At 58.8% G+C, this 24,639-nt stretch carries 23 protein-coding genes; all 23 read left to right on the top strand.

Going from position 1 to position 24,639, the window contains the following annotated elements; genetic code table 11:
* The first annotated feature begins 255 nt into the window (after positions 1-255).
* The 23 genes from KGA83_RS03735 (at position 256) to KGA83_RS03625 (ending at position 24,612) form a co-directional block, all read left to right on the top strand.
* Positions 256-1,293, top strand: coding sequence for a glycine betaine/L-proline ABC transporter ATP-binding protein (locus KGA83_RS03735; RefSeq protein ID WP_108217561.1), 1,038 nt, complete (start codon positions 256-258; stop codon positions 1,291-1,293).
* Between the two features lie 47 nt (positions 1,294-1,340).
* Positions 1,341-2,306 carry a glycine betaine/L-proline ABC transporter permease ProW gene (gene proW / locus KGA83_RS03730; protein ID WP_256594954.1) on the top strand — a complete coding sequence of 322 codons (966 nt, stop codon included), beginning with the start codon at positions 1,341-1,343 and terminating at the stop codon, positions 2,304-2,306.
* A 69-nt stretch (positions 2,307-2,375) separates the two neighbouring features.
* Positions 2,376-3,419 carry a glycine betaine/L-proline ABC transporter substrate-binding protein ProX gene (gene proX / locus KGA83_RS03725; RefSeq protein ID WP_177413300.1) on the top strand — a complete coding sequence of 348 codons (1,044 nt, stop codon included), beginning with the start codon at positions 2,376-2,378 and terminating at the stop codon, positions 3,417-3,419.
* 87 nt (positions 3,420-3,506) lie between these two features.
* Positions 3,507-4,856: an MmgE/PrpD family protein gene (locus tag KGA83_RS03720; protein ID WP_108217559.1), complete on the top strand. Its 1,350-nt coding sequence runs from the start codon at positions 3,507-3,509 to the stop codon at positions 4,854-4,856.
* 48 nt (positions 4,857-4,904) lie between these two features.
* Positions 4,905-5,939, top strand: a complete 1,035-nt coding sequence (locus tag KGA83_RS03715) for a GlxA family transcriptional regulator (protein ID WP_108217558.1) — start codon at positions 4,905-4,907, stop codon at positions 5,937-5,939.
* A 91-nt stretch (positions 5,940-6,030) separates the two neighbouring features.
* Positions 6,031-7,182: an MFS transporter gene (locus KGA83_RS03710; protein WP_108217557.1), complete on the top strand. Its 1,152-nt coding sequence runs from the start codon at positions 6,031-6,033 to the stop codon at positions 7,180-7,182.
* A 140-nt stretch (positions 7,183-7,322) separates the two neighbouring features.
* Positions 7,323-8,030, top strand: coding sequence for a dimethylsulfonioproprionate lyase family protein (locus KGA83_RS03705; protein ID WP_223528447.1), 708 nt, complete (start codon positions 7,323-7,325; stop codon positions 8,028-8,030).
* 187 nt (positions 8,031-8,217) lie between these two features.
* On the top strand, positions 8,218-8,994 hold the full coding sequence (locus KGA83_RS03700; protein ID WP_108217555.1) for an SDR family NAD(P)-dependent oxidoreductase: 777 nt from the start codon (positions 8,218-8,220) through the stop codon (positions 8,992-8,994).
* A gap of 3 nt (positions 8,995-8,997) precedes the next feature.
* Complete coding sequence (locus tag KGA83_RS03695; RefSeq protein ID WP_108217554.1) at positions 8,998-9,699, top strand: FadR/GntR family transcriptional regulator; 702 nt, start codon at positions 8,998-9,000, stop codon at positions 9,697-9,699.
* Positions 9,700-9,906: 207 nt separating this feature from the next.
* Complete coding sequence (locus tag KGA83_RS03690) at positions 9,907-10,683, top strand: SDR family NAD(P)-dependent oxidoreductase (protein WP_108217553.1); 777 nt, start codon at positions 9,907-9,909, stop codon at positions 10,681-10,683.
* A 44-nt stretch (positions 10,684-10,727) separates the two neighbouring features.
* Complete coding sequence (locus KGA83_RS03685) at positions 10,728-12,200, top strand: amino acid permease (RefSeq protein WP_115948145.1); 1,473 nt, start codon at positions 10,728-10,730, stop codon at positions 12,198-12,200.
* An 804-nt stretch (positions 12,201-13,004) separates the two neighbouring features.
* Positions 13,005-13,676: a GntR family transcriptional regulator gene (locus KGA83_RS03680; RefSeq protein ID WP_108217551.1), complete on the top strand. Its 672-nt coding sequence runs from the start codon at positions 13,005-13,007 to the stop codon at positions 13,674-13,676.
* A gap of 114 nt (positions 13,677-13,790) precedes the next feature.
* The gene (locus KGA83_RS03675; RefSeq protein WP_108217550.1) at positions 13,791-14,723 is read left to right on the top strand and encodes a 4-hydroxyproline epimerase; all 933 of its coding nucleotides are present in this window, start codon (positions 13,791-13,793) and stop codon (positions 14,721-14,723) included.
* Positions 14,720-15,835, top strand: coding sequence for an NAD(P)/FAD-dependent oxidoreductase (locus tag KGA83_RS03670; RefSeq protein WP_108217549.1), 1,116 nt, complete (start codon positions 14,720-14,722; stop codon positions 15,833-15,835). The genes KGA83_RS03675 and KGA83_RS03670 overlap by 4 nt, the downstream gene beginning before the upstream one ends.
* Positions 15,828-16,064 carry a 2Fe-2S iron-sulfur cluster-binding protein gene (locus KGA83_RS03665; RefSeq protein WP_108217548.1) on the top strand — a complete coding sequence of 79 codons (237 nt, stop codon included), beginning with the start codon at positions 15,828-15,830 and terminating at the stop codon, positions 16,062-16,064. Before KGA83_RS03670 ends, KGA83_RS03665 begins: the two co-directional genes overlap by 8 nt.
* A complete protein-coding gene (locus tag KGA83_RS03660; RefSeq protein WP_108217547.1) occupies positions 16,061-17,317 on the top strand; it encodes an FAD/NAD(P)-binding oxidoreductase in 1,257 nt (418 codons plus the stop codon). Before KGA83_RS03665 ends, KGA83_RS03660 begins: the two co-directional genes overlap by 4 nt.
* A 74-nt stretch (positions 17,318-17,391) precedes the next feature.
* On the top strand, positions 17,392-18,141 hold the full coding sequence (locus KGA83_RS03655; RefSeq protein ID WP_115948147.1) for an AraC family transcriptional regulator: 750 nt from the start codon (positions 17,392-17,394) through the stop codon (positions 18,139-18,141).
* Between the two features lie 685 nt (positions 18,142-18,826).
* Positions 18,827-19,645, top strand: a complete 819-nt coding sequence (locus tag KGA83_RS03650) for a transporter substrate-binding domain-containing protein (protein WP_108217545.1) — start codon at positions 18,827-18,829, stop codon at positions 19,643-19,645.
* 10 nt (positions 19,646-19,655) lie between these two features.
* A complete protein-coding gene (locus tag KGA83_RS03645) occupies positions 19,656-21,434 on the top strand; it encodes an aconitase X (protein WP_223528444.1) in 1,779 nt (592 codons plus the stop codon).
* Complete coding sequence (locus KGA83_RS03640; RefSeq protein ID WP_108217544.1) at positions 21,427-22,092, top strand: amino acid ABC transporter permease; 666 nt, start codon at positions 21,427-21,429, stop codon at positions 22,090-22,092. The genes KGA83_RS03645 and KGA83_RS03640 overlap by 8 nt, the downstream gene beginning before the upstream one ends.
* 10 nt (positions 22,093-22,102) lie before the next feature.
* Entirely contained in the window at positions 22,103-22,753 is a 651-nt protein-coding gene (locus KGA83_RS03635; protein ID WP_095966737.1) for an amino acid ABC transporter permease, read from the top strand.
* Positions 22,746-23,468 (top strand): amino acid ABC transporter ATP-binding protein, encoded by a 723-nt coding sequence (locus KGA83_RS03630; protein ID WP_108217543.1) that lies wholly within the window; start codon positions 22,746-22,748, stop codon positions 23,466-23,468. The genes KGA83_RS03635 and KGA83_RS03630 overlap by 8 nt, the downstream gene beginning before the upstream one ends.
* A 115-nt stretch (positions 23,469-23,583) precedes the next feature.
* Positions 23,584-24,612 carry a trans-3-hydroxy-L-proline dehydratase gene (locus KGA83_RS03625; RefSeq protein ID WP_108217542.1) on the top strand — a complete coding sequence of 343 codons (1,029 nt, stop codon included), beginning with the start codon at positions 23,584-23,586 and terminating at the stop codon, positions 24,610-24,612.
* The last annotated feature ends 27 nt before the right edge of the window (positions 24,613-24,639 follow it).

Raw genomic sequence — 24,639 nt, 5'->3', positions numbered from 1 at the left:
GACGTTATTGATTGGCTGGAATAAATGTTGTTAGACGCTGACTCTATTAGGTAATAACTTGGTTCTCAACGGTACTGCTTAATTCAGCGCCGATAAAACAAAAATAATAAACATCACATAATAAAGAGGATGGTCACAATGACTATTTCCCAACCTTTCTCCCAGCTTGACTGCCCCCACAAGCACCGTCTGAACTGATCAAGACACGTACACCTGAATTCTTGGTCTTACATCGTAATTGCAGCAGGAGGGGTTATGAGTCTTGGTGACGAGATACTCTCGGTAAAAAACATTTACAAAGTCTTTGGCCCTCAGCCGAAGCTCGCGATGGAGATGCTGGCTCGCGGTGCTGACAAGAATGAAATCTTCAGCAAAACCGGTCAAGTCGTTGGCGTTTTTGATGCCAGTTTCTCCGTAAAACGTGGAGAGATTTTCGTCATCATGGGGCTTTCCGGTTCCGGGAAGTCGACGATGGTCCGCTTGTTCAATCGACTGATCGAGCCAACCTCCGGAACGATCCATCTTAACGGACAGGAAATTACCGGTCTGTCGGATGCTGATCTCCTCAGCGTTCGTCGCAAAGACATGAGTATGGTGTTTCAGTCGTTTGCTCTGATGCCACACATGAGTGTGATCGACAACGTTGCTTTCGGTCTGGAAATCTCGGGTGTCGAGGAAAGTGAACGGCATAAACGTGCACTCGAGGCACTCAAACAGGTGGGGCTCGATGGCCACGCCTACAGCTATCCGCACCAACTGTCCGGCGGTATGCAACAGCGAGTAGGCCTGGCCCGAGCGCTGGCCAATGATCCCGCCATCCTGCTGATGGACGAAGCCTTCTCGGCACTCGACCCGTTGATTCGCCACGAAATGCAGGGCGAACTGATCCGCCTGCAGGCAGAACAGCATCGCACCATCATCTTCATCTCCCATGACATTGACGAGGCGATTCGCATCGGCCATCGCATTGCGATCATGGAGGGTGGCCGGGTAGTACAGATCGGTACCCCGCAAGAGCTGCTTTGCAACCCGGTGAACGATTACGTCAGGGCTTTCTTCAAAGGTTTCGATGCTTCGAAGATCCTGAAGGCTGGCGATGTTGCCAGGATTTGTGCAGAACATCCGTACGCCGTGGATCAATCCACGCCTACGCTGCGCGACGATGTACTCCTGCAGGACGTCTTTCACATCGTTGCTGATGCCGTTAATCCGGTTGCCGTGCTGGATCGCCAGGGTGTGTTCAAAGGCACGATCTCCAAGAGCCTACTGCTTCAGACAATGAGCCGACACTAATAGGCTCTATTTGCTGGCTTGCCAGGCAAGGACATTCAGGTAATGACATGAACGAATTCAATTTTCTAGACCCATTTCAATCCATCAACGTCCCTTTGGGCCAATGGGTAGAAGTTGCCCTGAATTTTCTGGTTCATAATTTCCGCGAGGTATTTCGCTCGATCAGGTGGCCAATCGACCAGGTACTTAATGGCATCCAGTTCGGATTGTTGGCTATTCCTCCGTCAATATTCATTATTATTGCAACGCTCTTCGGCTGGCAGATAGGAGGGAAAAAGATAGGCATACTTTGTTTCGTCACCCTCACCCTCTTAGGAGTGATCGGCGTATGGAATGACGCCATGATCACCCTCGCCCTGGTACTCACTTCACTGTTTTTCTGTGCAGTTATTGGCATACCGCTGGGCGTCCTGTGTGCCCGGAGTGACCGGCTTGAGATGCTTCTGCGGCCGGTGCTCGATGCAATGCAAACACTGCCTGCTTTTGTTTATCTGGTACCCGTGGTGATGCTGTTTGGTATCGGTAACGTACCGGGGGTACTGGTCACGATCATCTTTTCGGTAGCACCACTGGTCAGGCTCACCAATCTGGGAATTCGCCAGGTGCCGGAAGACAAGGTTGAAGCAGCCCGGGCTTTCGGATGCACCCCACGCCAGATGCTGAGGCGGGTTCAACTTCCTTTAGCTGCACCGACGATCATGGCGGGTCTGAATCAGGCATTGATGTTGTCACTTTCCATGGTGGTGATCGCATCAATGATTTCGGTTGGCGGGTTGGGGATGATGGTACTTCGCGGGATCGGCCGCCTTGATATGGGCTTGGCAACCGTCGGTGGATTGGGGCTGGTATTGCTGGCGATTTTCCTCGACCGACTGACCCAGGCAATGGGCGAACGCAGTAACAGGGCAACCAAAGGTGAGCACTGGTACCAGACAGGCCCGGCCGGTGTCATTTATCGCCTGAAGAAAAAAAACGCTGCTACGCAAATAAAAGTCAGTCCCAAAGAGAGTTAACTCCGCTAAGCGGTGCGTCGTGAACCGAAAGAAATGCCAACTTCTTTAATCCAGCCAAGGCAATCGATAATGAACTTCACAACATTCGGAATAAAACAGAAATTCATTCACTCTGTGGCGCTTTTAGTACTAGCGGTTTCCCCTGTTTTCGCATCAGCCGCCACGGCGCAGGAGCCCGGGAAAGGGGTATCGATCACCCCAATTTTCCCGTCAATTGCCGAAGAGCGATTCCGCGGAGAGATTGCAATGGCGGGCCTCAAGGAATTGGGCTACGACGTTGAGACTCCCAAGGAAACCGAGTACTCCACCATGATGATTGCAATTTCCAATGGTGACGCTGATTTCTCGGTTCATCTGTGGGAGGAGCTACACAAATCTTTCTACGAGAAGGCCGGCGGCGATGAGACGATGGTGAAAACCGGCGCTATTATGCCGGGCGTACTACAGGGCTACATGATCGATAAGAAAACGGCTGACGAGTATCACATCACCTCTATCGATGATTTGAAAAAACCAGAGATCGCCAAGCTGTTCGATAGTAATGGCGACGGTAAAGCCGACCTGACAGGTTGCAACCCCGGCTGGGGCTGTGAGTTGATCATTGCCCACCATATGAAAGCCTATGGCCTGGAAAAAACTGTCACAAATAACCAGGGCTCCTATTTTGCCCTGATGGCCGACACCATTGCTCGTTATAAAGAAGGCAAGCCGATTCTCTATTACACTTGGGTACCTCAATGGATCTCCGGTGTTCTGGTCGAAGGTAAAGATGTTGTGTGGTTAACCGTGCCACGTACGGATCTTCCCGGTGGCAAAAACGATGTCAACACTACCTTCAATGGTAAAAACCTTGGTTTCGCGGTAGACAGTGTCAAAGCGGTAATCAATAAAGAGTTTGCCGAGAAAAATCCGGCTGCGGTGAAGTTTCTGTCTGACATGCAGATCACTACCGACGATGAAAGCGCGCAAAATCTGAAAATGCACAACGGTGAAAAAAGTGCAGCTGATATTACCCGGCACGCCAAAGAATGGATCGCGGCCCATCGCGCGAAATACGACAGCTGGCTGGCAGACGCACGCGCCGCGGCAAATACCGCCACCGCAAAGAACTAGTCTCTTCTTATAACTTTGCATAAAAGGTTGCCCTTCGCCGGGCAACTTTTTTTCCCGTTTCGGTGTTCATCATTCAGGAATCATGAAATGCAGTTGTATTCATTCGTCCAGAATTTCAGTTACAAGGACGCGCCCCTGCATACACGCGAGTTGGTTAAAACTTGCCTGCTCGACATCATTGGTGTGGCTGCCGGTGCTCGTGACAATCAAACCAGCGTGATGCTCAAAACCTACGCTGACACCCACTACTCTGCCAACAAGCTGTCCAGCCGCCTTTGGTTCGACGGCAGAGCCGTACATCCATTGGGCGCCGCTTATGCAGGCGGCTTCAGCGTTGATAGCCTGGACGCACACGAAGGTCACTTCACCTCCAAGGGGCACGCGGGTGCAACCGTAGTCCCGGCCATTGTTGCATTGGTAGACGCGTATCGCAGTCAGGGCAAAGACATCAGCGGCGAGGAGTTCCTCAGCGCACTGTGCATTGGTTATGAGACGGCCTTGCGTGCGGGTCAGGCATTGATGGCCACTGCCCCGGAATATCATGCTTCAGGTGCATTTTCCGGAATCGGGGTCGTTTGCGCCGGTGCCCGCCTGCTGAAGCTTGATGAAACGACGTTCCGTCATGCGCTGGGGATCGCGGAATACTTTGGCCCGAGGTGCCCGATGATGCGCCTGGTGAGTTTTCCGACGATGTTGCGTGATGCCCACGGCGCAGGAGCGTATGCCGGACTGAACGCACTACTGATGGCACAGACAGGTGTCACTGGCGCTCCAGCCGCCACCGTTGAACCTTTGGAGATCTCCACTTTCTGGCAGGACATCGGAACCCGCTGGGAGATCGACGAGCAATATTTCAAACCGTGGCCGGTATGTCGCTGGGCGCAACCGGCACTCACGGCCATGACCGATTTGATGCGAGCGCATCCAGTCATCACTGCCGAGTTGATCGAGACCATCGATGTCGAGACATTCCACGAGTCTGTGTGCTTGCAAGGGCATTTTCCGAAGAATGCGGACGAGGCCCAGTATGCGCTAGCGTTCCCACTGGCCGCCTTGATCGTTCGCGGAAAGCTGGGCCCTGACGAAGTTACCGGGGATTCCATTCATGCGCCGGACATCTTGAGCATCAGCGAGAAAATAACCCTGCATGAGGCACCTGACCTGTCCGCCAGATTCCCGGAGGAAATTCTGTCCCGCGTCACGGTTACCCTGAAAGACGGCACTCGTCTTACGAGTCCAACCGCGACAGCCAAGGGCGACCCCGGCAATCCTATGTCGAATGACGAACTCACTGCTAAATACCATCTGCTGGCTGATGACAGCTTGGGAACCACGCTCAGCAATGCAATCAAGAACAGTGTTGAAGCATTGCCTGACAGTGGTGACTGCCAATCATTCCTTGATTTGTTGCTGTCCGCTGCAAAAACCACTGTCTAGATCCGGCAATGGTTTCTTGGCTATTCGTTCAGGTGTCAAAGAGGGTTTATGTCATTCGTCTTCGAGAGCGTGCTTAAAGACAAGAACATGGGGTACTCCTATACGGCTGAGAAACCATTGAAGCCGCAGGCGGTGACTCGTGTAGCTTTCGTGCTTTTGAACAATTTCTCGATGATGTCGTTCACCGGCGCTATCGATGCGCTGGTGACCGCCAACCTGATCAGCGAGACACCGGCATTCGAAGTGTTAACCGTTGGTATCAAAAGCCGTCTGGTCATGAGCGATCTGGGAATTGCAATTTCAGCAGACCTGGAGTTATCCCAATTGCCAGATCGTATCGACGTTCTCATCGTCGCGGGTGGTTTACGGGTGAAGTTGATCAGCGATCCGATATTACGGCGCAAGCTACGTAACGTCGCCTCTCTTGGTGCGACCATGGGCGGTTTGTGGAACGGCGCATTTTTCCTGGCGGAAGCGCAGTTAATGGACGGTGTCGAGTGTGCCTTCCATCCAGATGGGCGAGCGATGATGGAGGATGTTTTCCCCAAAGTCCTGGTCTCTTGCCGAACTCACGTAATAGATAGAAATCGCATCACGTGCGCCGGCGCCAGTAGTTCGTTGCGCATGATGCTGGAACTCATCACCGCTAAACAAGGCGTGTCGCTGACCCATGCTGTCGAGGAAATACTCAGTTGCGATCAAACCCCTGAAGTCTCTGGGATATCGACTGTCATCGTTGACTCTGACCCCACCTTGCCACAAACCCTGAAGCTCGCTTTAGAGCTTATGCAAAAGAACATCGAAGAGCCGCTATCCATCGACGAACTGGCCGAATGCGTGAACATTTCCCGCCGACAATTGGAGCGCCGTTTCTGCCGTTTCGTTGGCGCCACCCCTACCCGTTACTACCTGGAACTGCGCTTGACTCGAGCGCGTCAGCTTATTCTGCAGAGCAACCGGCCGATCACCGATATCGCGATCGCGACCGGCTTTTGCAGTTTCGCCAACTTCCATATGCGCTTTCGTGACTTCTTTGGCGTAGCGCCAAGCAGCTATAGAGCGACGTATGAGCGCAGGCGTTAGTTTCCCGAAGCGCCCCCCCCCCAAAAAAAACCGGCAAAATCTAAGCCGAGCAAATGATGGCTAGCATCATCGATAAGGATTACCAGGAATTATGAATGCTCCATCTCCAGTGCTGATACCCACGGCTAACTATAGCGAGCGGATGTCTACACGCATTGCCTTCCTCATCGCGGGCTTGCTCATGTCCGCTTGGGCGCCTCTGGTTCCATTGGTCAAAGCCCGCGCAGGCTTGGACGACGGTGGCTTGGGGTTGCTGCTTCTCGGCCTTGGCGGCGGATCTATTGTGGCTATGCCCTTCGCTGGATACCTCACTGCGCACTATGGATGCCGACCGGTCGTCATCTGGGCGACGATTGTCTTGTGTGCCGCTCTTGCGTTGTTGAGCACCGTGGCGTGGCTACCAGGCCTGGTCATAGCGGTCATTGTCTTCGGTGCCAGCATGGGCATGCTTGATTGCGCCATGAACATACAGTCCGTCATCGTCGAGAAAAACAGCGGGCAGGCACTTCAGTCCGGCTTCCATGGCCTTTACAGCGTCGGAGGTATATTGGGCGCCGGGGCGATGACCGCTCTGCTGACCTTCGGCCTGGATCCACTGATGGCTGCGCTCTGCATCGTTGCCACCGTTTTGGGAGCACTTTACAAGGCCGCACCTGCTTTGCTGACTTATGGCACTGAACGGGGCGGGCCATTGTTCGCGGTGCCCAGGGGTATCGTGCTGTTTTTAGGGACGCTCTGTTTCATCGTCTTCCTCACTGAAGGTGCAATGCTTGACTGGAGCGCGGTCTTCCTTGTCTCGAACCGAGGGTTAGAGCCGAGCATCGCCGGCTTGGGCTACGCATCCTTCGCCACTGCAATGACGGTGGGCCGCCTGACGGGAGACGCCATCGTCAGCAAGCTGGGCGGCGTGCGCGTAGTTGCGCTAGGCGGGCTCTGCGCAGCCGCAGGCATGCTCGTGTCGCTTGGAATCGATGGCTGGCCCGCGTCCCTGGTCGGCTACGCCCTGGTCGGGGCTGGCTGCTCGAACATTGTCCCGGTGATCTTTACCGCTGTAGGCCGGCAACAACGAATGTCACAGGCGGTAGCCATCCCCGCTGTCATCTCGATGGGCTACGCGGGCATTCTGATAGGTCCCGTATTCATTGGGGCGGTCGCCCATCTAAGCACCTTGTCATTCGCTCTGGGCGGCCTGATTGTTCTGCTGGTTTTTGTCAGTGCAACAGCTCGATTGCTTCGCAATTAACCGAATCTTTTCTAGCGCGGCAAGGGAAACACCCTGTATGAAAGAGCTGCTCGCTGGCCGTGAGTAAGGTGCCCAAGCCTTGGTAAATCAAAGGCGTTTCCCACGGCGACCCGCGCTGTCTATTCGAGAGGTAAAGGGCTATGCAATCCAACTGCAATGTGTCGGAGCAAGAACTCCTGATGCATGGAGTCATCATGCGGGAGGCACTCCTGCGAATCCTTGCCCGTCAATCCCCACTTTGCGGGATCGACGGCGGGGATACTGAAGCCTGTGTTCGCTCCTTGGCTGATGCCCACTTGAACGTCGGCCTGCCTCCCTTCAAGGGCAATCCCCTGCCCTCGTCCTTGCACTCCACGGCCTCACAGGCGTTGTCTGACGCGCCCAGAATTGAGCGTGACTTCAAGACTCTGCTAACAGCGCTTGAACCCCTTCTACGCAATAGCCGTTGGATAAAGCGATTCGCTACTGAAGGGGATGATGCCGGCTTTGAAGAAAAACATCGGCATGCATTGATTCTCGGAGAAGGTGCTCTGTTCGAATGCTCAACGATGACAGTGGGTCTGGCTGTGATGGCGCCCAACGTGTGCTACCCGTTCCATACGCATCCCCCTGCAGAGTTCTACGTCGTTTTATCAGAAGGCGATTGGTACCGGGAAGATGTCGGATGGTGGAGTCCGGGGCCTGGCGGAGTGGTGTTCAACCCGTCATCGGCGGTCCATTCGATGAGGTCTACCCACAAGCCGCTGCTAGCACTATGGGGACTGATAAACGAGTTGTCACAGCCCATTCGTGAACGCAAAACTTCAGCGGATCTGGTGTTCCCTGGCGGACGATCAGAGCGGTCGTAATTCAGCATTCATGACGCTGTCGCCTGGAGTATGGGATTTATAACCAATCGTCCGAGATCACCATGCATCCCTTTGACGTCGTCCTAAACGCCATGCAGCTCGAAAGCCCGAGGTAACCCAAGCTTGTATTGATCGTCTATCAGCCCGCGCGTACCATGGCTCGCTCCATCCTCCAAGGCGGTGATGCATGCCCTCCCCTCAAGGTCGACTCGCCGGTCGCGTAGCAATTATCTCTGGCGGCGCCAACGGCGCAGGGGCAGCCTCTGCCCGATTGTTTGCGCGCGAATCTGCCAAGGTGTCCATTGTCGATCGCGATGTGGAAGCCGGTCGCAAGCTGGAACAGGAACTTAACTCGCAAGGGTTTAGCGCGTTCTTCGTTTGCGCCGATGTGTCCAAAGCCGATGAAGCGGAGTTCGCCGTAAAAGCCACGATCGAGCAGTTCGGCTGCATCGATATTCTGTTCAATCATGCCGGCATCATCATCGTGAAACCTTTCCTTGAATTCAGCATCGAGGAGTGGGACGAGATGATGGAGAACAACGCCAAAAGCGCATTCCTCATGACCCGACTTGTGCTGCCGGGCATGCTGAAACGGGGTTACGGCGTTCTTATCAGCACCAGTTCCTCTGCCGTGCGCGCTGCCACTCACCTTGAATCCCTGTACTGCGCCTCGAAGTCCGCCATGCACCAATTGGCCCGGGCGATTGCGGTCGAATACCGCGACAAGGGCATTCGCAGCAACACAATTTGCCCAAGCTTTGTTCGCACGCGCCATGGCGAGCATGAAATTGCCCAATTGCGCGCTTATGGCATTTTTGCTTCCGAACAGGATGTGAACATCATGCAGGGCAGAATCTGCGAACCTGAAGAAGTTGCCAATGTCGCCTTGTTCCTGGCCAGTGAAGAATCCAGCTTCATCAACGGCGCTGAAATTTTCGTGGACAATACGTTTACGGCGGTTTGACAGATGCTTTGGGGTCTTCAACCAGTCGAACAGCAATCAGCCTACGGATTGACCGTCGAAGCACTGCGCCGCCATGTTCATCTCGGGCTGCTGCTCCCGGGTGAGCAGTTGCCACCCGAACGGGCTCTCGCCATTCAATTGGGCGTGTCTCGGGTGACGCTGCGCGAAGCACTGCGGGTCATGGAAACCGAAGACTACTTTGTGGTGCGCCGAGGCGCGCGCGGGGGTGTCTTCCTTAACGAGATCGACGCGCTGCGAGAGTTGTCCTCTCGACGCATCAGTCGAGATCCATCCATGGTGATGCGGGTTCTGGAGTTTCGAGAAGCCAATGAGCCTCAGGCCGCTCGCCATGCTGCCGTGCGCCGCACCCCCACGGATATCGCAGCGCTTGAATCGGCCTTCAGCTCGATAAAGTGCGCAGACAACTCCGCCACCCTGCGCCGTGCCGAGTCGATGTTTCATCTGGCGCTTGGCGCCGCATCGCACAATCCGCTTCTGTACAAGTCAATCGAAGACGCCCTGGTTGCGCTTTTCGTGCTTCCGGACTTAACGCAGGATCGCAGCAAGCGCAACTTGAACATCGAAGCGGCTCAGCTGTTGCTCGAATCCATCCGAAATCGGCAAGGCGACGAAGCCGAACGAGCAGCACGCGAGCTCATCACAACGGATCGAATCCGTCTTCGTGACATTGTCGGTTTTGCCTGAGCGGCAACGACGCACTTTTAGCGTTTCCCCATAATTTCCTTTTATATTCAGTCTCTTGCACTGCCGCACCAGGTAGGTGCAGCAGCCTTGGATACCTGATCGCGACATGGCGACTGACGGCGTTTGACAGCCTTTTTTCGCCGTGGTCTATTGGTATTTATTAAATACCTTTAGACCAGAACTTATAACAACAGAGGCATGCGCTAGATGGCAAACAAACCCAGATTGGACAATCAAAACGTACTTATCACCGGGGGCGCAGGAGGTATTGGCCGAGCAGCAGCCATGCTGTTTGCAAAACAGGGGGCGAACCTCGCCATCATCGACCGGGATCCGGTTGCTGGCATGGAGGTAGCCGAAACGATCAACGCTCTGGGCGGGCGGGCAACGTTTTTCCAGGCAGACGTGAGTGATGCGCCGAAACTCATTGCGGCCATCGAGGCGGCTACCTCAGCGTTGGGCTGGATCGACGCCCTCTTCAATCATGCGGGCACCATCGTCGTTAAAGCACTTCATGAAACCACGCTCGAAGAATATGACAGCTTGATGGCGATCAATACCCGATCCGCCTTTGTTACCTGCAAAGCGGTGCTGCCAGGGATGCTGAAAAGAGGCAAAGGCAGCATCGTGATTACGTCGTCGATCGGCGGGGAAAAGGGTTTCGCTCTGGAGAGTGCGTACTGCATGACCAAGGGCGCCGTGCTGCAATTGGCCCGCTCGATCTCTGCGGAATACCGCGAACATGGCATTCGCTGCAATGCCATTTGTCCAGGTTTTGTGCGCACTGCCCACGGCTTGCGTGAACTCGACCAACTCGATGCCCAAGGCCAAACCTGGGAAGAAGCCGGCTTGTCAGCCACCCAAGTCCGAATCTGCGAGGCCGAAGAAGCGGCCGCCGCGGCACTTTTTTTATTGTCCGATGAAGCCAGCTTCGTCAACGGCGCCGCTCTCTATGTCGACAACGGTTGGGCTTCGAAAGGCTGAATCAGCTTCGCCCACGGCATTATAAAAAATGAGGGGAGTTCAAAATGTCAAAGCACACTGAAACCAGTTCAGGGAAAGACGCAAGTGAGGACGCCCGCCTTCTGGCCTTGGGTTATCGTCCCGAATTCAATCGCGTACTCGGGCTGTTTGCCGACTTTTCGCTGGGCTATTCCTACATGAGCCCCATGGCGGGGATGTTCGCGCTCTTTGCTACCGCATTGGTCGCCGTGGGCCCGCCCTTCTTCTGGACCATGCTTGTCGTTTTGCTGGGCCAGCTGTTCGTTTGCCTGGTTTTCGCCGAGGCCGCCTCCGCTTATCCAATCGCCGGCGGCATCTACCAATGGGCCCGACGCTTGGGCGGACAACGCTGGGGGTTCCTGACGGCCTGGATCTACCTGTTTGCACTGATTGGCACAGGCGCTGGCATCTCGGCCGGCGGCGCACCCTTTCTGTCGGTACTTCTGGGTGTGCAGCCATCACCGGAATTCAACGCCATAGCCGGTATTTCCATTGCGCTGATCGCCATTCTGGCTAACTTCGCAGGCACCAGGATACTGGCTCGCACCACTGAAATCGGAGTGTGGGCTGGTTTGATCGGGCTGGCCATCTGTGGCGGATACATGCTGGTATTTGGTCACGTGCAACCGGTGTCGGTGCTGTGGGACAGCTTCGGTCGTGGCGAAGGTAACTACACCTCTGCACTGTTCTTCGCGAGCCTGATCGGCGTCTGGATTTTCTACGGATTCGAAGCCTGTGGGGACTTGGCCGAAGAAGTCAGTGGTGCCTCGAAAGCAGTACCTCGTGCAATGTTGATGACCATCATCTGCGGCGGTGGTTCTGCACTGCTGATGACCTTGGGCTTGTTGTTCGCACTGCCGGACATGCAAAGCGCAGTGGATGGAACCTTGGCCGACCCGGCAGGCGCTGCGGTTCTGCAAGTCATGGGCCCGGTGGGAATGAAGATAACGCTGGTCTGCCTGCTGGCCGTGGTTATCAGTGCGGTCACCTCGGTGATTGCGTCTACCAGCCGACTGCTTTTCTCCCTGGGTCGGGACAAGATGATTGTCGGGGCCAGTCTGCTAGGCACGCTTAAAGGTCCTCGTCGCCTGCCTATCACTGCCCTCTGGGTCACTGCCACATTGACCATCCTGATATTGTCGATTGGTTTCGTGTCCAGTAACGCAGCCACTCAAATCATCAGCTTCGCAACAACCGGCGTCTATGTGTCCTTCCAGATGGTAGTGATCGCATCGTTGCTGGCCAGTCTTCGCGGGTGGCGTGCCGATGGGGATTTCAAGCTGGGATCTGCGGGCCTTGTGGTTAAAGTGATTGCGCTGGTTTTCGGCATTGCCTCCATCATCAACCTGATGTGGCCGCGCACGCCGGAAGCAGGATGGCTGAGCAACTACCTGATCCTGGTTTCGATTGTCGTCATCGTTGCGTTGGGGCTGATTCAGATGCTGATGCTCAACATGCCCAAAGAGCCCCTGCAGGGGCAGTCCAGCCCGAGTATTTGAGGCTATAACGCAGGTATTGCATCGATTGACAGCGCGGGGCTCGGGCAACCGACCCCGGCTTTTTTTTGGTTCTTCACGCAATCCCGGGAAACTGTAGGTGCCAGCTTGCTGGCGATGGACTCAAGTACGCCGCGTTTATCCGGTTCACACGCGTTATCGTTATCGACCATCGCTGGCGAGCCAGCTCCTACAAATGGAGCGTGCCCACGCTTTTTTTACGTGCGCCAGGGCAAAAGCAACCATATCCCCACCGCTATCGTGAGCATTTGCGCTGTTTATCGAGTGGTTGCGCAGGCATTAAAAGTCAAAAGATCGCAGCCTGCGGCAGCTCCTACGGGTTTTGCGTATACGCGCAAAATGACGGTCGCAGCGGACCCATGTAGGAGCTGCCAAAGGTTCGGCAGCCCCTACAGATATTTCGTTATATGTGTTCCCCGGAACTCCGTGAAGAACCATATTTTGGGCAGCTTTCTCCTTCTCAAAAAAGGATGCCCCCCAACCATGAGTGCGGACCATGAGAGCCCTCCTAGACCTAAACTCAGTGACGCTCGCGTTAGGTCACTGACAGAGCCAGATTGGCTGCCTGATCGGCTATGCACCGGCCCAATCCGTCCAGCGTAAAACCATGGCAAACGGTGAAGTGGGCTCGGCGCAGGCCTGAATGAAAACGGGCGCCTTGGCAGATGCCCGATTTGTTGTCGCGGGTTGCATGACCGACATCGGGTGCATCCACGTCGAACCGGGGAAGATCAGTAAAAGAATTTCGTATACCCTAGCGCTATCTCATTCCAAACGACCGCCGCCGTGAAACTGACCAAACTCAACGCACCCGACCTTGGTAACACGCCTTCGACTTCGGAAATCATCACCCGCCACCTGCGGGATGCGATTGTCGCCGGGCATTTTGCCGAGGATGAGCCGATCCGCCAGGACGACATTGCCCGCCAGTTCAATGTCAGCAAGATCCCGGTGCGCGAAGCCCTCAAACGGCTGGAGGCCGAAGGGTTGGTGATGTTCCAGCGCAATCGCGGGGCGATGGTCACGCGTGTTTCCGATGCGGAACTGGCGCAGATGTTCGAAGTGCGGATGTTGCTGGAGGACAAGATTCTACGCCTGGCCATTCCGAACATGACCGAAGAGACCTTCGCCCGTGCCGAGCGCATCTGTCAGGAGTTCATCGGCGAGGACGACGTGGGGCGCTGGGCCGAGCTCAACTGGGAGCTGCATTCCTGCCTGTACGAGCCGGCGCAGCGACCGTTTCTGGTGAGTCTGATCCGTTCGGTCAACGACAAGCTAGAGCGTTATCTACGCATGCAGATGAGCTTGTCGGCCGGTAAGGAACGGGCCGATCACGAACACCGCGAGATCCTGGCGGCCTGCCGTGCCGGGGATGTGGACCTGGCGGTGAAGCTTCTGGACGAGCACATTGCCGGCGTCTGCACGACCCTGTTCGAGCACCTGCCCCACACCCACTGACAGCTGCGGATGCTGTGCCGATTTCGTCATCGACACAGACTAAATCCATCAAGCCGACACCCCGCCACACGGGCCACTCTTGCGTTCACTCAACCGAATGGACGTGGCCCTCCCATGAAACGCATCTCAGTGATCGACTCCCACACCGGCGGCGAACCGACCCGCCTGGTGACCGCCGGCTTTCCTGATCTGGGCACCGGCAGCATGGCCGAACGGCGCAAAGTATTAGCCCAACAGCATGATCAATGGCGCGCCGCCTGCGTGCTGGAACCACGGGGCAGTGACGTACTGGTGGGCGCCCTGCTCTGCACGCCGGTGGACCCAGGCGCCTGTGCCGGGGTGATTTTCTTCAACAACACCGGTTATCTGGGTATGTGCGGCCACGGCACCATCGGCCTGGTGGCGTCGTTGGCGCACCTGGGCAAGATCGGCCCCGGCGTGCACAGCATCGAAACGCCGGTGGGCACGGTGCAGGCAACCCTGCACGAGGACCATTCGGTGAGCGTGCGCAACGTGCCGGCCTACCGTTATCGCAAGGCGCTGGCGGTGCAGGTGCCGGGCATCGGCCAGGTAGTCGGTGATATCGCTTGGGGCGGCAACTGGTTTTTCCTGATCGCCGAGCATGGCCTGCGGGTGGCCGGCGACAACCTCGAAGCGCTGACCGCTTACACCTTCGCCGTGCAGCAAGCACTGGAAGCCCAAGGCATTCGCGGTGAAGACGGCGGCTTGATCGATCACGTCGAGTTGTTCGCCGATGACGATCACGCCGACAGCCGCAACTTCGTGCTCTGCCCCGGCAAAGCCTATGACCGTTCGCCCTGCGGCACCGGCACCAGTGCCAAACTGGCATGCCTGGCGGCCGACGACAAGTTGCAACCGGGGCAGATCTGGCGCCAGGCCAGCGTCATCGGCAGCGAGTTCGAGGGATCCTACGAACTGCAGGATGAGCGCATCGTGCCGACCATTCGTGGTCGCGCGTTCATCAGTGCCGAGGCGAGCCTGATCATCGAACAGGACGACCCGTTCGCCTGGGGCATCCGCCCATGAACGAGGGCCTGGTGGCCGATGTGATCGTGATCGGCGCCGGCATTATCGGCGCCGCCTGTGCCCAGGCGCTGGCCCGTCGCGGCTTGCAGGTGCTGGTGCTGGACGCCGGCCTGCACGGCGCCACGGCCGCCGGCATGGGCCACTTGCTGGTACTCGACGACAACCCCGCCGAACTGGCCCTGAGTCAATATTCGTTGCAGCGCTGGCGCGAACTGGGCGCGGACCTGCCCGATAGCTGTGCCTACCGCTGCAACGGCACGCTGTGGCTGGCGGCGAATGCCGAAGAAATGGCGGTGGCCCACAGCAAATTCCTGAACCTGCAAGCCCAGGGCGTGGCTTGCGAACTGATCGGCGCCAGTGCCCTGCGCCAGCGCGAACCGGAACTGAGAGAAGGACTGGAAGGCGGCTTGCTGATCAATGGTGACGGCATTCTATACGCCCCGGCGACGGCCGGATGGATGCTCGAAACACCGAACATCCGCCAGCGCCGGGCACGGGTCAGTGCGGTCGATGGCAACCGCGTCTGCCTCGATGATGGTCACTGGTTGAGTGCCGATGCCGTGGTGTTGGCCAACGGTATTCAAGCCAACGAGCTGTGCCCGGAATTGCCCATCGAGCCGAAAAAAGGCCACTTGCTGATCACTGACCGCTACCCCGGCAGCGTCACCCATACGCTGGTGGAACTGGGTTACGTCACCAGTGCCCACAACGCCACGGGGCCGTCGACCGCCTGCAATATCCAGCCGCGCCCCACCGGGCAACTGTTCATTGGCGCCTCGCGGCAATTCGGCACCACCGACCCGCAGGTCGAAGGCTGGATGCTCGCGAAAATGCTCAAGCGTGCCGCCGAGTACATGCCGGGGCTGGCCCGGCTCAACGGCATCCGTGCCTGGACCGGTTTTCGCGCCGCCAGCCCCGACGGCTTGCCGCTGGTGGGCCAACATCCACAACGGCAAGGCTTGTGGCTGGCAGTCGGTCACGAAGGTCTGGGCGTAACCACCGCCCCCGGCACCGCCGATCTACTGGTGGCGCAACTGTTCAACGAAACCCCGCCACTGGCCGTACAACCTTATCTGCCCCAGCGCTTTCTCGGAGAACCGGTCTATGCCTGAATTGTTGCTGGACGGCCACGCCCTGAAAGTCGCCGAAGGCACCAGCGTCGCCGCGGCCCTGGCGTTGGCCAGTGACGGCTGCGCGCGCACCTCGGTCAGCGGTCAGCGCCGTGCGCCGCTGTGCGGCATGGGCATTTGTCAGGAATGCCGGGTGACCATCGATGGCCGGCGTCGCCTGGCTTGCCAGACCCTGTGCCGTAACGGCATGCAGGTGGAGACCCGCCCATGAATGAATATGCTGATCTGTTGATCATTGGCGCGGGCCCTGCCGGGATGAGCGCCGCCCTTGCCGCCGCCCCCAGCGGCGCCCGCATTGTCATGCTCGACGACAACCCGCTGCCGGGCGGGCAAATCTGGCGCGACGGACCTCAAGCCAACGTGCCAGGTCCGGCCCGGCGCCTGCGCGAGCGTCTGGCGTCGTGCGACAACATCCGCCATCACGCCGGTACTCGGGTGATCGCCGCCCCCGGCGCGAAACAACTGCTGGTGGAAGATGACGACCATGGCTGGTTGATCAGCTACGACAAACTGATTCTGTGCACCGGCGCCCGTGAATTGCTGCTGCCCTTCCCCGGCTGGACCCTGCCGGGTGTCACCGGTGCCGGTGGTTTGCAGGCACTGATCAAGGCCGGTTTGCCGGTGCAGAACGAGCGCGTGGTGATCGCCGGCAGCGGCCCGCTGTTACTGGCCAGTGCCGCCACCGCCAAACAGCATGGCGCGCAAGTGCAACGCATCGCCGAACAAGCCAGCCGCAGCGCCGTCGCCGGTTTCGCCGCGCAACTGCCGCGCTGGCCCGGCAAATGGCTGCAATCGTTCAGCCTGTTCGACCACCACTACCGCACCGCCACCCACGTATTGGCGGCGCTTGGCACCGACCGAGTGGAAGGCGTGCGCCTGCAACAACAGGGCAACATCGTTGAGTTGGAATGTGACCGGCTGGCCTGTGGTTTCGGGTTGATTGCGAATATCCAGTTGGGTCAGGCACTGGGTTGCGCCATCGAAGATCAAGCCATCGCGGTGGATGCCTGGCAGGCCAGCAACCGCGCCGATCATTATGCGGCGGGCGAATGCACAGGGTTCGGCGGCAGTGAGCTGGCCTTGGTGGAAGGTGCGATTGCCGGCCACGCTGCGGTCGGCAATCTGCAAGCCGCCAGGCAATTGTGGCCGCGCCGGGCGCGCTGGCAGGGTTTCGCCAAGGCGCTGAACAGCGCGTTCGCCCTTGACCCGCGACTCAAGTCCCTGGCCCAACCCGACACCCTCGTTTGCCGCTGCGAAGACGTGCCCTACGCGGCATTGACCGGTCACTCTGACTGGCGCGAAGCCAAACTCGCCAGTCGCTGCGGCATGGGCGCCTGCCAGGGCCGGGTGTGTGGCGGCGCAGTGCAGCATTTGTTTGGTTGGCAGCCCTCAGCACCGCGCCCCCCCTTCAGCCCGGCGCGGATCGAAACCTTGATGTCCCTGGACGATACCCCGCCAGCGTGATGACCACGCCAGGGGTTTCGGCCACGCTGCCGAGTCTCTATGATCCCGGGGGTCACCCTCAGTCCCCCGGCGCCATGTATCCCTCGCTCACCACCTTTGAACCTTGCGATCTGCCGACGCTGCTGAACAGCCTTCAGCCCATCGCGCCGTTGCTCGATACCCTGTCGGACGTGGTGTTTTTCATCAAGGACTGCGAGGCCCGCTACGCCTTCGTCAACCAGACCCTGGCCCGGCGTTGTGGTTTCAGACACAGGGACGAGCTGCTGGGGCGCACCGCCGAAATGGTCTTCCCGGAACGCTTCGGTCCGCTGTACACCGAGCAGGATCGGCGAGTGCTGTCCAGCGGTCGCGAACTGGCCGATCAGCTGGAGCTGCATTTGTATTATGGCAATCAGCCGATCTGGTGCCTGACCCACAAACTCGCCTTGAAGGATGACCAGGGTCGAATCGTGGGCCTGGCCGGTATCTCCCGCGACCTGCAATCGCCGCAGTCGAACCATCCGGCCTTCCAGAAACTCGCCGCCGTGGATGCCCATATCCGCCGCCACTTCGCCCGCTCCATCAGCCTCGCCGAACTGACCGCCATCGCTGGTTATTCCGTGGCGCAATTGGAGCGGCACTGCAAACGGGTGTTCCAGCTCACCCCACGGCAAATGATTCACAAGGCGCGCCTGGAAGAAGGTTCGCGGTTGTTACTGCACACCGAGTTGCCGATCACCGAGATTGCCTTGCGCTGTGGTTACACCGACCACAGCGCCTTCAGCCGGCAGTTTCGGGCGCTGACCAGTTTGTCGCCGAGTCAGTATCGCGATAATCAGCGTTAGGTTTGGGGGCATATCCGTTGCTGCGGTAACGGCCACTTACGGTTCCGCTTTTACAGCGGGTCACTTGGAAGAGCCCCAAGTAACCAAGGGCTTTTGCCCCTGACGTTCGGTGCCTCGCTTAGGCTCGGCATGCCCTCGCTCCGGTCCTGCTCCGTGGGCCCGCCGCCATCGGCCATCCATGGCCGGGGGCGGCTAACCCGGCATCCATGCCGGGTTGCCCACTACGCAGAACCTCCTCTCGGCCTCTCGAGGGGGCGTACACCGCAACAGCACCCGAGGCGGCCTACCGGCCGGCCTGATCGCGATCATCGTCGTGTTTCTTCCGCAGGAATTGGCGTATGTCCGTTAATAGCAGCTGTACGCGGTCGGTGTAGGAGCTGGCGAAACCTGCGATCTTTTGATCTTCAGTGATCGTTCTGACATCGTTGGTTCAAGGCCGCACACAGCATTGACCAGTGTTCCTTAAAGGGGCGCCCGCGCAACCATTGCTCCCATATGTAACACCTGCCCCCGATACCTTGGCGTCACCGTACCTCCGGTTGCTCCGTTACAAAACCTCTACGCCAAGGCCTGACAACTAATTCACCCCTCGGACTGGAAATAGGCACGTTGATTGCTATTGTTAATATCGTATACGAAATCCCCAATACGATATCCAACAGCACTTCACATCAACGAGGCCTCTATGAAAAACCCCGCATTTGCCGTAGCCCTCAGCGCTGTCCTCAGTACCTCCTTCATCGCCACTGCCCAGGCCGACAAGCTTGACGACATCATAGGTTCGGGCAAGCTGCGCTGCGCCGTGACCCTGGACTTCCCGCCCATGGGCTTTCGCGATGCCAGCAACTCGCCGGCCGGCTTCGATGTGGACTATTGCCGCGACCTGGCGAAGATCCTAGGGGTCGAGGCCGAAGTGGTGGAAACGCCGTTCCCGGATCGTATTCCGGCACTGGTCTCCGGGCGGGCTGACGTGATCGTCGCGTCCACCTCCGACACCCTCGAACGCGCCAAGACCGTTGGCCTCACCGTGCCCTACTTTGCCTTCCAGATGGTGGTGCTGACCCGCGACGACACCGGAATCAACGGCTTCGACGACCTCAAGGGCAAAGCGGTGGGCAACACCAGCGGCACCTATGAGGCCATCGCCCTGGAGAAAGACGTGAAGAACTGGGGCGCGGGCAGTTTCCGGGCCTACCAGTCGCAGAGCGATACCCTGCTAGCCGTCGCCCAAGGCCACATCGATGCCACCGTGGTCACCAACACCGTGGCCGCCGCCACCCTCAAGTCGGGCAAATACAAAAACCTGAAAGTCGCCGGTAACGCCCCGTACGTCATCGACTACGTGTCCCTGGGTGCCAAGCGCAGCGAGTTCGGCCTGCTCAACTACCTCAACCTGTTCGTCAACCAACAGGTACGCACCGGTCGCTACAAGGAGCTGTTCGTTAAATGGGTCGGCACCGAGATCCCGCCGACCAACCTGACCGTGCCTCAGGTCTACTACTGATATGTCCGGCATGCCTAGGCCAATTTCTCTGACCGGGCGCAGCCTGGTGGCGGGTGCCGCGCAAGGCGCCCTGCTGTTCGCCGATGTCGGCTTGAGTTTCTGGGGCGGAGTCGATCCCTGCACGGGTGAAGTCATCGACCGCCATCACCCGCTCAGCGGCCAACACCTGGCCGGCCGCGTGCTGGCGATTCCCAGTGGTCGCGGCTCGTGCACCGGCAGCAGTGTGTTGATGGAACTGATCAGCAACGGCCATGCACCGGCGGCATTGGTGCTGGCCGAAGCCGACGAGATCCTGACCTTGGGCGTGCTGGTGGCGCAGACCATTTTTGCCCGTTCCCTGCCGGTGCTGTGCATCGGTCCGGAGGCCTTCGCCGCCTTGCGCGGCCAGGCCTTCGCCCGGGTCGAAAATACAACGCTGAGCCTGTTCGATCACCTGCCGGGCGACGCCTGGCAGGCGCTCGACAGCCCATTACCAGACACTGACAGCACCGCCTCGATCAGGCTCACCGAGCACGATCGGGCGCTGCTCGATGGCCGGCATGGCAAGGCCGCGCAAATGGCTATGCAGATCGTCCTGCGTATGGCCGAACTGCAGGGTGCCGACCACTTGGTGGATGTCACTCAAGCACACATCGACGGCTGCATTTACACGGGACCTGCGAGCCTGCGCTTTGCTCGGCAACTGGTGCAATGGGGAGCAAAAGTGCGAGTGCCCACCACCCTCAATTCAATTTCCGTCGACCCGCGCCGATGGCGCGAACTGGGTATCGACCCGGCACTGGGTGAACCGGCCAGTGCCTTGGGCGATGCCTATATGGCGATGGGCGCACAGCTCAGCTTCACCTGCGCGCCGTACCTGCTCGACACTGCACCGAAGGCTGGCGAGCAAATCGTCTGGGCGGAATCCAACGCAGTGGTCTACGCCAACAGCGTGCTCGGTGCACGCACCCTGAAATACCCGGATTACCTGGACATCTGCATCGCCCTCACCGGTCGCGCCCCGCTGATCGGCTGCCACCTGGACGCGCAACGCAAGGCCCGGCTGCAGATCGAATTGCCTGCCCTCGGTGAACTGGACGATGCCTTCTACCCGCTGCTGGGTTACCACATTGGTGCCCTGGCCGGCAGTCGCGTGCCGCTGGTGCTGGGACTGGAAAAACGCAAGCCGAGCCTGGACGACCTCAAAGCCTTTGGCGCGGCCTTCGCCACCACCTCTGCGGCGCCACTGTTCCACATCGCCGGGGTCACCCCGGAGGCCATTGACCCGGCGCAGGTGCTGGATGCGGACACTTGCATTGCCGTGGAAAAAATCCGCCTGGAGGACCTGCTGTCGAGTTGGCGCGAACTCAACAGTGCTCGCGATAACCGGGTGGATGTGGTGTCGCTGGGTAACCCGCACTTTTCCCTCAGCGAGTTCGCTCACCTGGCGCGACTGTGCCGGGGACGACAAAGACACCCGGATGTGGTGCTTGCCATCACCTGCGGCCGTGCCGTGTTGGAGCAGGCCCGCGAGGCCGGGCACATCGCCGTGATCCAAGCGTTTGGCGCGACCCTGGTCACCGACACCTGTTGGTGCATGCTCGGCGAACCGGTAATCCCCCTGACGGCTGAAACCCTGATGACCAACTCGGGCAAATACGCCCACTACGCACCGGGCCTGGTCGGCCGCAAGGTGCACTTCGCCAGCCTTGCCGAATGCGTCGACGCGGCCTGCACCGCAACGGCCAGCGGACGTTTGCCGGCCTGGTTACAACCTGTTGCCCTACCGGAGAGCCCTGCACATGTTTGACTACAGCTTCCAATGGCGCTCCGCCCTGCGCGCCCTGCCGGACATGCTTGCCGGTGCCATCGTCACCTTCGAAACCGCCGCGCTGTCGATGATCTTCGGCGTGCTGATCGCCCTGGCCCTGACGGTGATGCGCGAGGCCAAACACCCATTACTGCGCGGGTTCAGCAACGGTTGGGTATCGATTGCCCGCAACACCCCGTCGCTGTTCCAGATCTACATCCTCTACTTCGGCCTCGGCTCGCTGAACCTGCACGTCAGTTCCTGGTTCGCCCTGCTGGCCGGGATCACCTTCAACAATGCCGGGTATCTGGCGGAGAATTTTCGCGGCGGCCTCAAGGCCGTGCCTGACACGCAGGTGCGTGCGGCGCGTTCCCTCGGCATGAGTGCCTTCCAGGCCTACCGCATGATCATCGTCCCGCAACTGCTGCGGATCGTGTTCTACCCGCTGACCAATCAGATGGTCTGGGCGGTGTTGATGACGTCGCTGGGGGTGATAGTCGGGCTAAACAATGACCTGACCGGTGTGACCCAGGAATACAACGTCAAAACCTTCCGCACCTTCGAGTATTTCGCCATCGCAGCGGTGCTGTATTACTTGATTGCCAAGGCGATCGTCGCGGCAGCCCGGCTGATGGCCTGGCGGTTGTTCCGTTACTGAGGAGCTGTCCATGTTTTCCACCGATTTTTCCTCCAATGACCTGATGTTCCTGCTCAACGGTGCGTGGGTCACGATGCAACTGACGTTCTGGTCGATCATTCTCGGCTCCCTGGCCGGGTTGTTGTTCGGCCTGCTGCGGGCGTTGTTGCCACGGGCCAGCCTGCCGTTGGCCTGGGTGCTGGACGTGTTTCGCAGCGTGCCGTTGCTGATCCAGTTCGTGCTGTTCAACTCGCTCAAAAGCATTATCGGTTTGAACATCAGCGCCTTTAGCGTCGGCTGCATTGTGTTGGGGGTTTACGCTGCGGCGTACTTCACCGAGATCGTGCGTGCCGGCGTGCTGGCGGTGCCGTTTACCGTGCGCCGGGCCAGCCGTTCGTTGGGGCTGAGCTTCTTGCAGGACTTGCGCTGGATCGTCCTGCCCATGGCCACCCGAGTCGCGTTCCCCGGCTGGCTGAACCTGGTGCTCGGTGTAATGAAAGACACCGCGCTGGTGATGTGGATCGGCATCGTCGAACTGCTGCGCGCCTCGCAAACCATCGTCACCCGCATCCAGGAACCCTTGCTGGTGCTGTGCATCGCGGGCCTTATCTACTACGTCATGAGCCTGGTGGTCGCACGCCTGGGCGCTCGTCTGGAAAGAAGGTGGCAAGAAAATGATTGAGATCGACAACGTACATAAATCCTTCGGCAACCTCGAAGTGGTCAAGGGCGTCAACCTGACGGTGAACAAGGGCGAAGTGGTGTCGATCATCGGCGGCTCCGGCTCCGGCAAATCGACCTTGCTGATGTGCATCAACGGCCTGGAACCGATCCAGAAAGGCAACATCCGCGTTGACGGCGTCGAGGTCCATCACAGCGCCACCGACCTCAATCGCCTGCGGCAGAAAATCGGCATTGTGTTCCAGCAATGGAATGCCTTCCCGCACCTGACGGTGCTGGAAAACGTCATGCTCGCGCCGCGCAAAGTGCTGGGCAAAAGCAAGGCGGAAGCGCAAGAGCTAGCGGTGAAGCAACTGACCCACGTCGGTCTGGGCGACAAGCTCAAGACTTTCCCTGGCAAGCTGTCCGGTGGACAGCAACAACGCATGGCCATCGCCCGCGCCCTGGCCATGTCACCGGACTACATGCTGTTTGACGAAGCCACCTCGGCCCTCGACCCGCAGTTGGTCGGTGAAGTGCTGGACACCATGCGCATGCTCGCCGAAGACGGCATGACCATGGTCTTGGTGACCCACGAAATCCGCTTTGCCCGGGACGTGTCCGACCGTGTGGCGTTCTTCCGCAATGGCCTGGTGCATGAGATTGGTTCGCCGGATCAGGTGATTGGCAATCCGATGCGTGCGGAAACAGCGGCGTTTCTCAAATCGGTGAAATAACTAACGGCCCAATCGCGAGCAGGCTCACTCCTACAGGGTTAGCGGTGCCTATCGAAGAGTGTAGGAGCGAGCCTGCTCGCGATGAGGCCCGCACAGACAAAACAAGGATCAAACCATGCGTTCATCAAAAGTCATTCATGTAGTCAGCTGCCACGCCGAAGGCGAAGTCGGCGACGTGATCGTCGGCGGTGTCGCCCCGCCGCCCGGCGCCACCGTGTGGGAACAGTCGCGCTGGATCGCCCGGGACGAAACCCTGCGCAACTTCGTCCTCAACGAACCCCGCGGCGGCGTGTTCCGCCACGTCAACCTGTTGGTCCCGGCCAAGGACCCACGGGCGCAGATGGCCTGGATCATCATGGAACCGGCGGACACCCCGCCGATGTCCGGCTCCAACTCGTTGTGCGTCGCCACCGTATTGCTCGACAGCGGCATCCTGCCCATGACCGAGCCGCAAACCCGCCTGGTGCTGGAAGCGCCCGGCGGCCTGATCGAAGCCGTGGCCGACTGCCGGGATGGCAAGGTGCAACGGGTGGAAGTGAAAAACGTGCCGTCCTTCGCTGATCGACTGGATGCGTGGATTGAAGTCGAAGGCATCGGCTCGCTGAAGGTCGACACCGCTTATGGTGGCGACAGTTTTGTGATTGCCGATGCCAAAGGCCTGGGTTTCTCCATCCGCCCGGATGAAGCGGCCGATCTGGTGGCGGTCGGGCTGAAAATCACTCGAGCGGCCAACGAACAACTGGGCTTCGTGCATCCGCTGAATCCCGAGTGGTCGCACATTTCCTTCTGCCAGATCGCCGCGCCCATCGTCCATGAGAACGGCATCGCCACCGGCGCCAATGCGGTGGTGATTCAACCGGGCAAGATCGACCGCTCCCCCACCGGCACGGGTTGCTCGGCGCGCATGGCGGTGTTGCAGGCCAAAGGCTTGATGCGGGTTGGCGAGCGCTTTGTCGGCCGTTCGATTATCGGTTCCGAGTTCCACTGCCGCATTGATTCGCTGACCGAAGTCGCCGGCCGCGCCGCGATTTACCCGTGCATTTCCGGCCGGGCGTGGATCACCGGCACCCACCAATTGCTGCTCGACCCAAGCGATCCGTGGCCACAAGGCTATCGCCTGTCCGACACTTGGCCCGGCGCCTGATCACGCAATCCCTGAACCCCCAGACCA

The organism is Pseudomonas sp. GL-R-19 (assembly GCF_019956375.1).
In the GTDB taxonomy this organism is placed as follows: Bacteria; Pseudomonadota; Gammaproteobacteria; order Pseudomonadales; family Pseudomonadaceae; genus Aquipseudomonas.
Note: the sequence above shows the minus strand (reverse complement) of the source record. Positions and strands in the feature narration are given on the sequence as shown.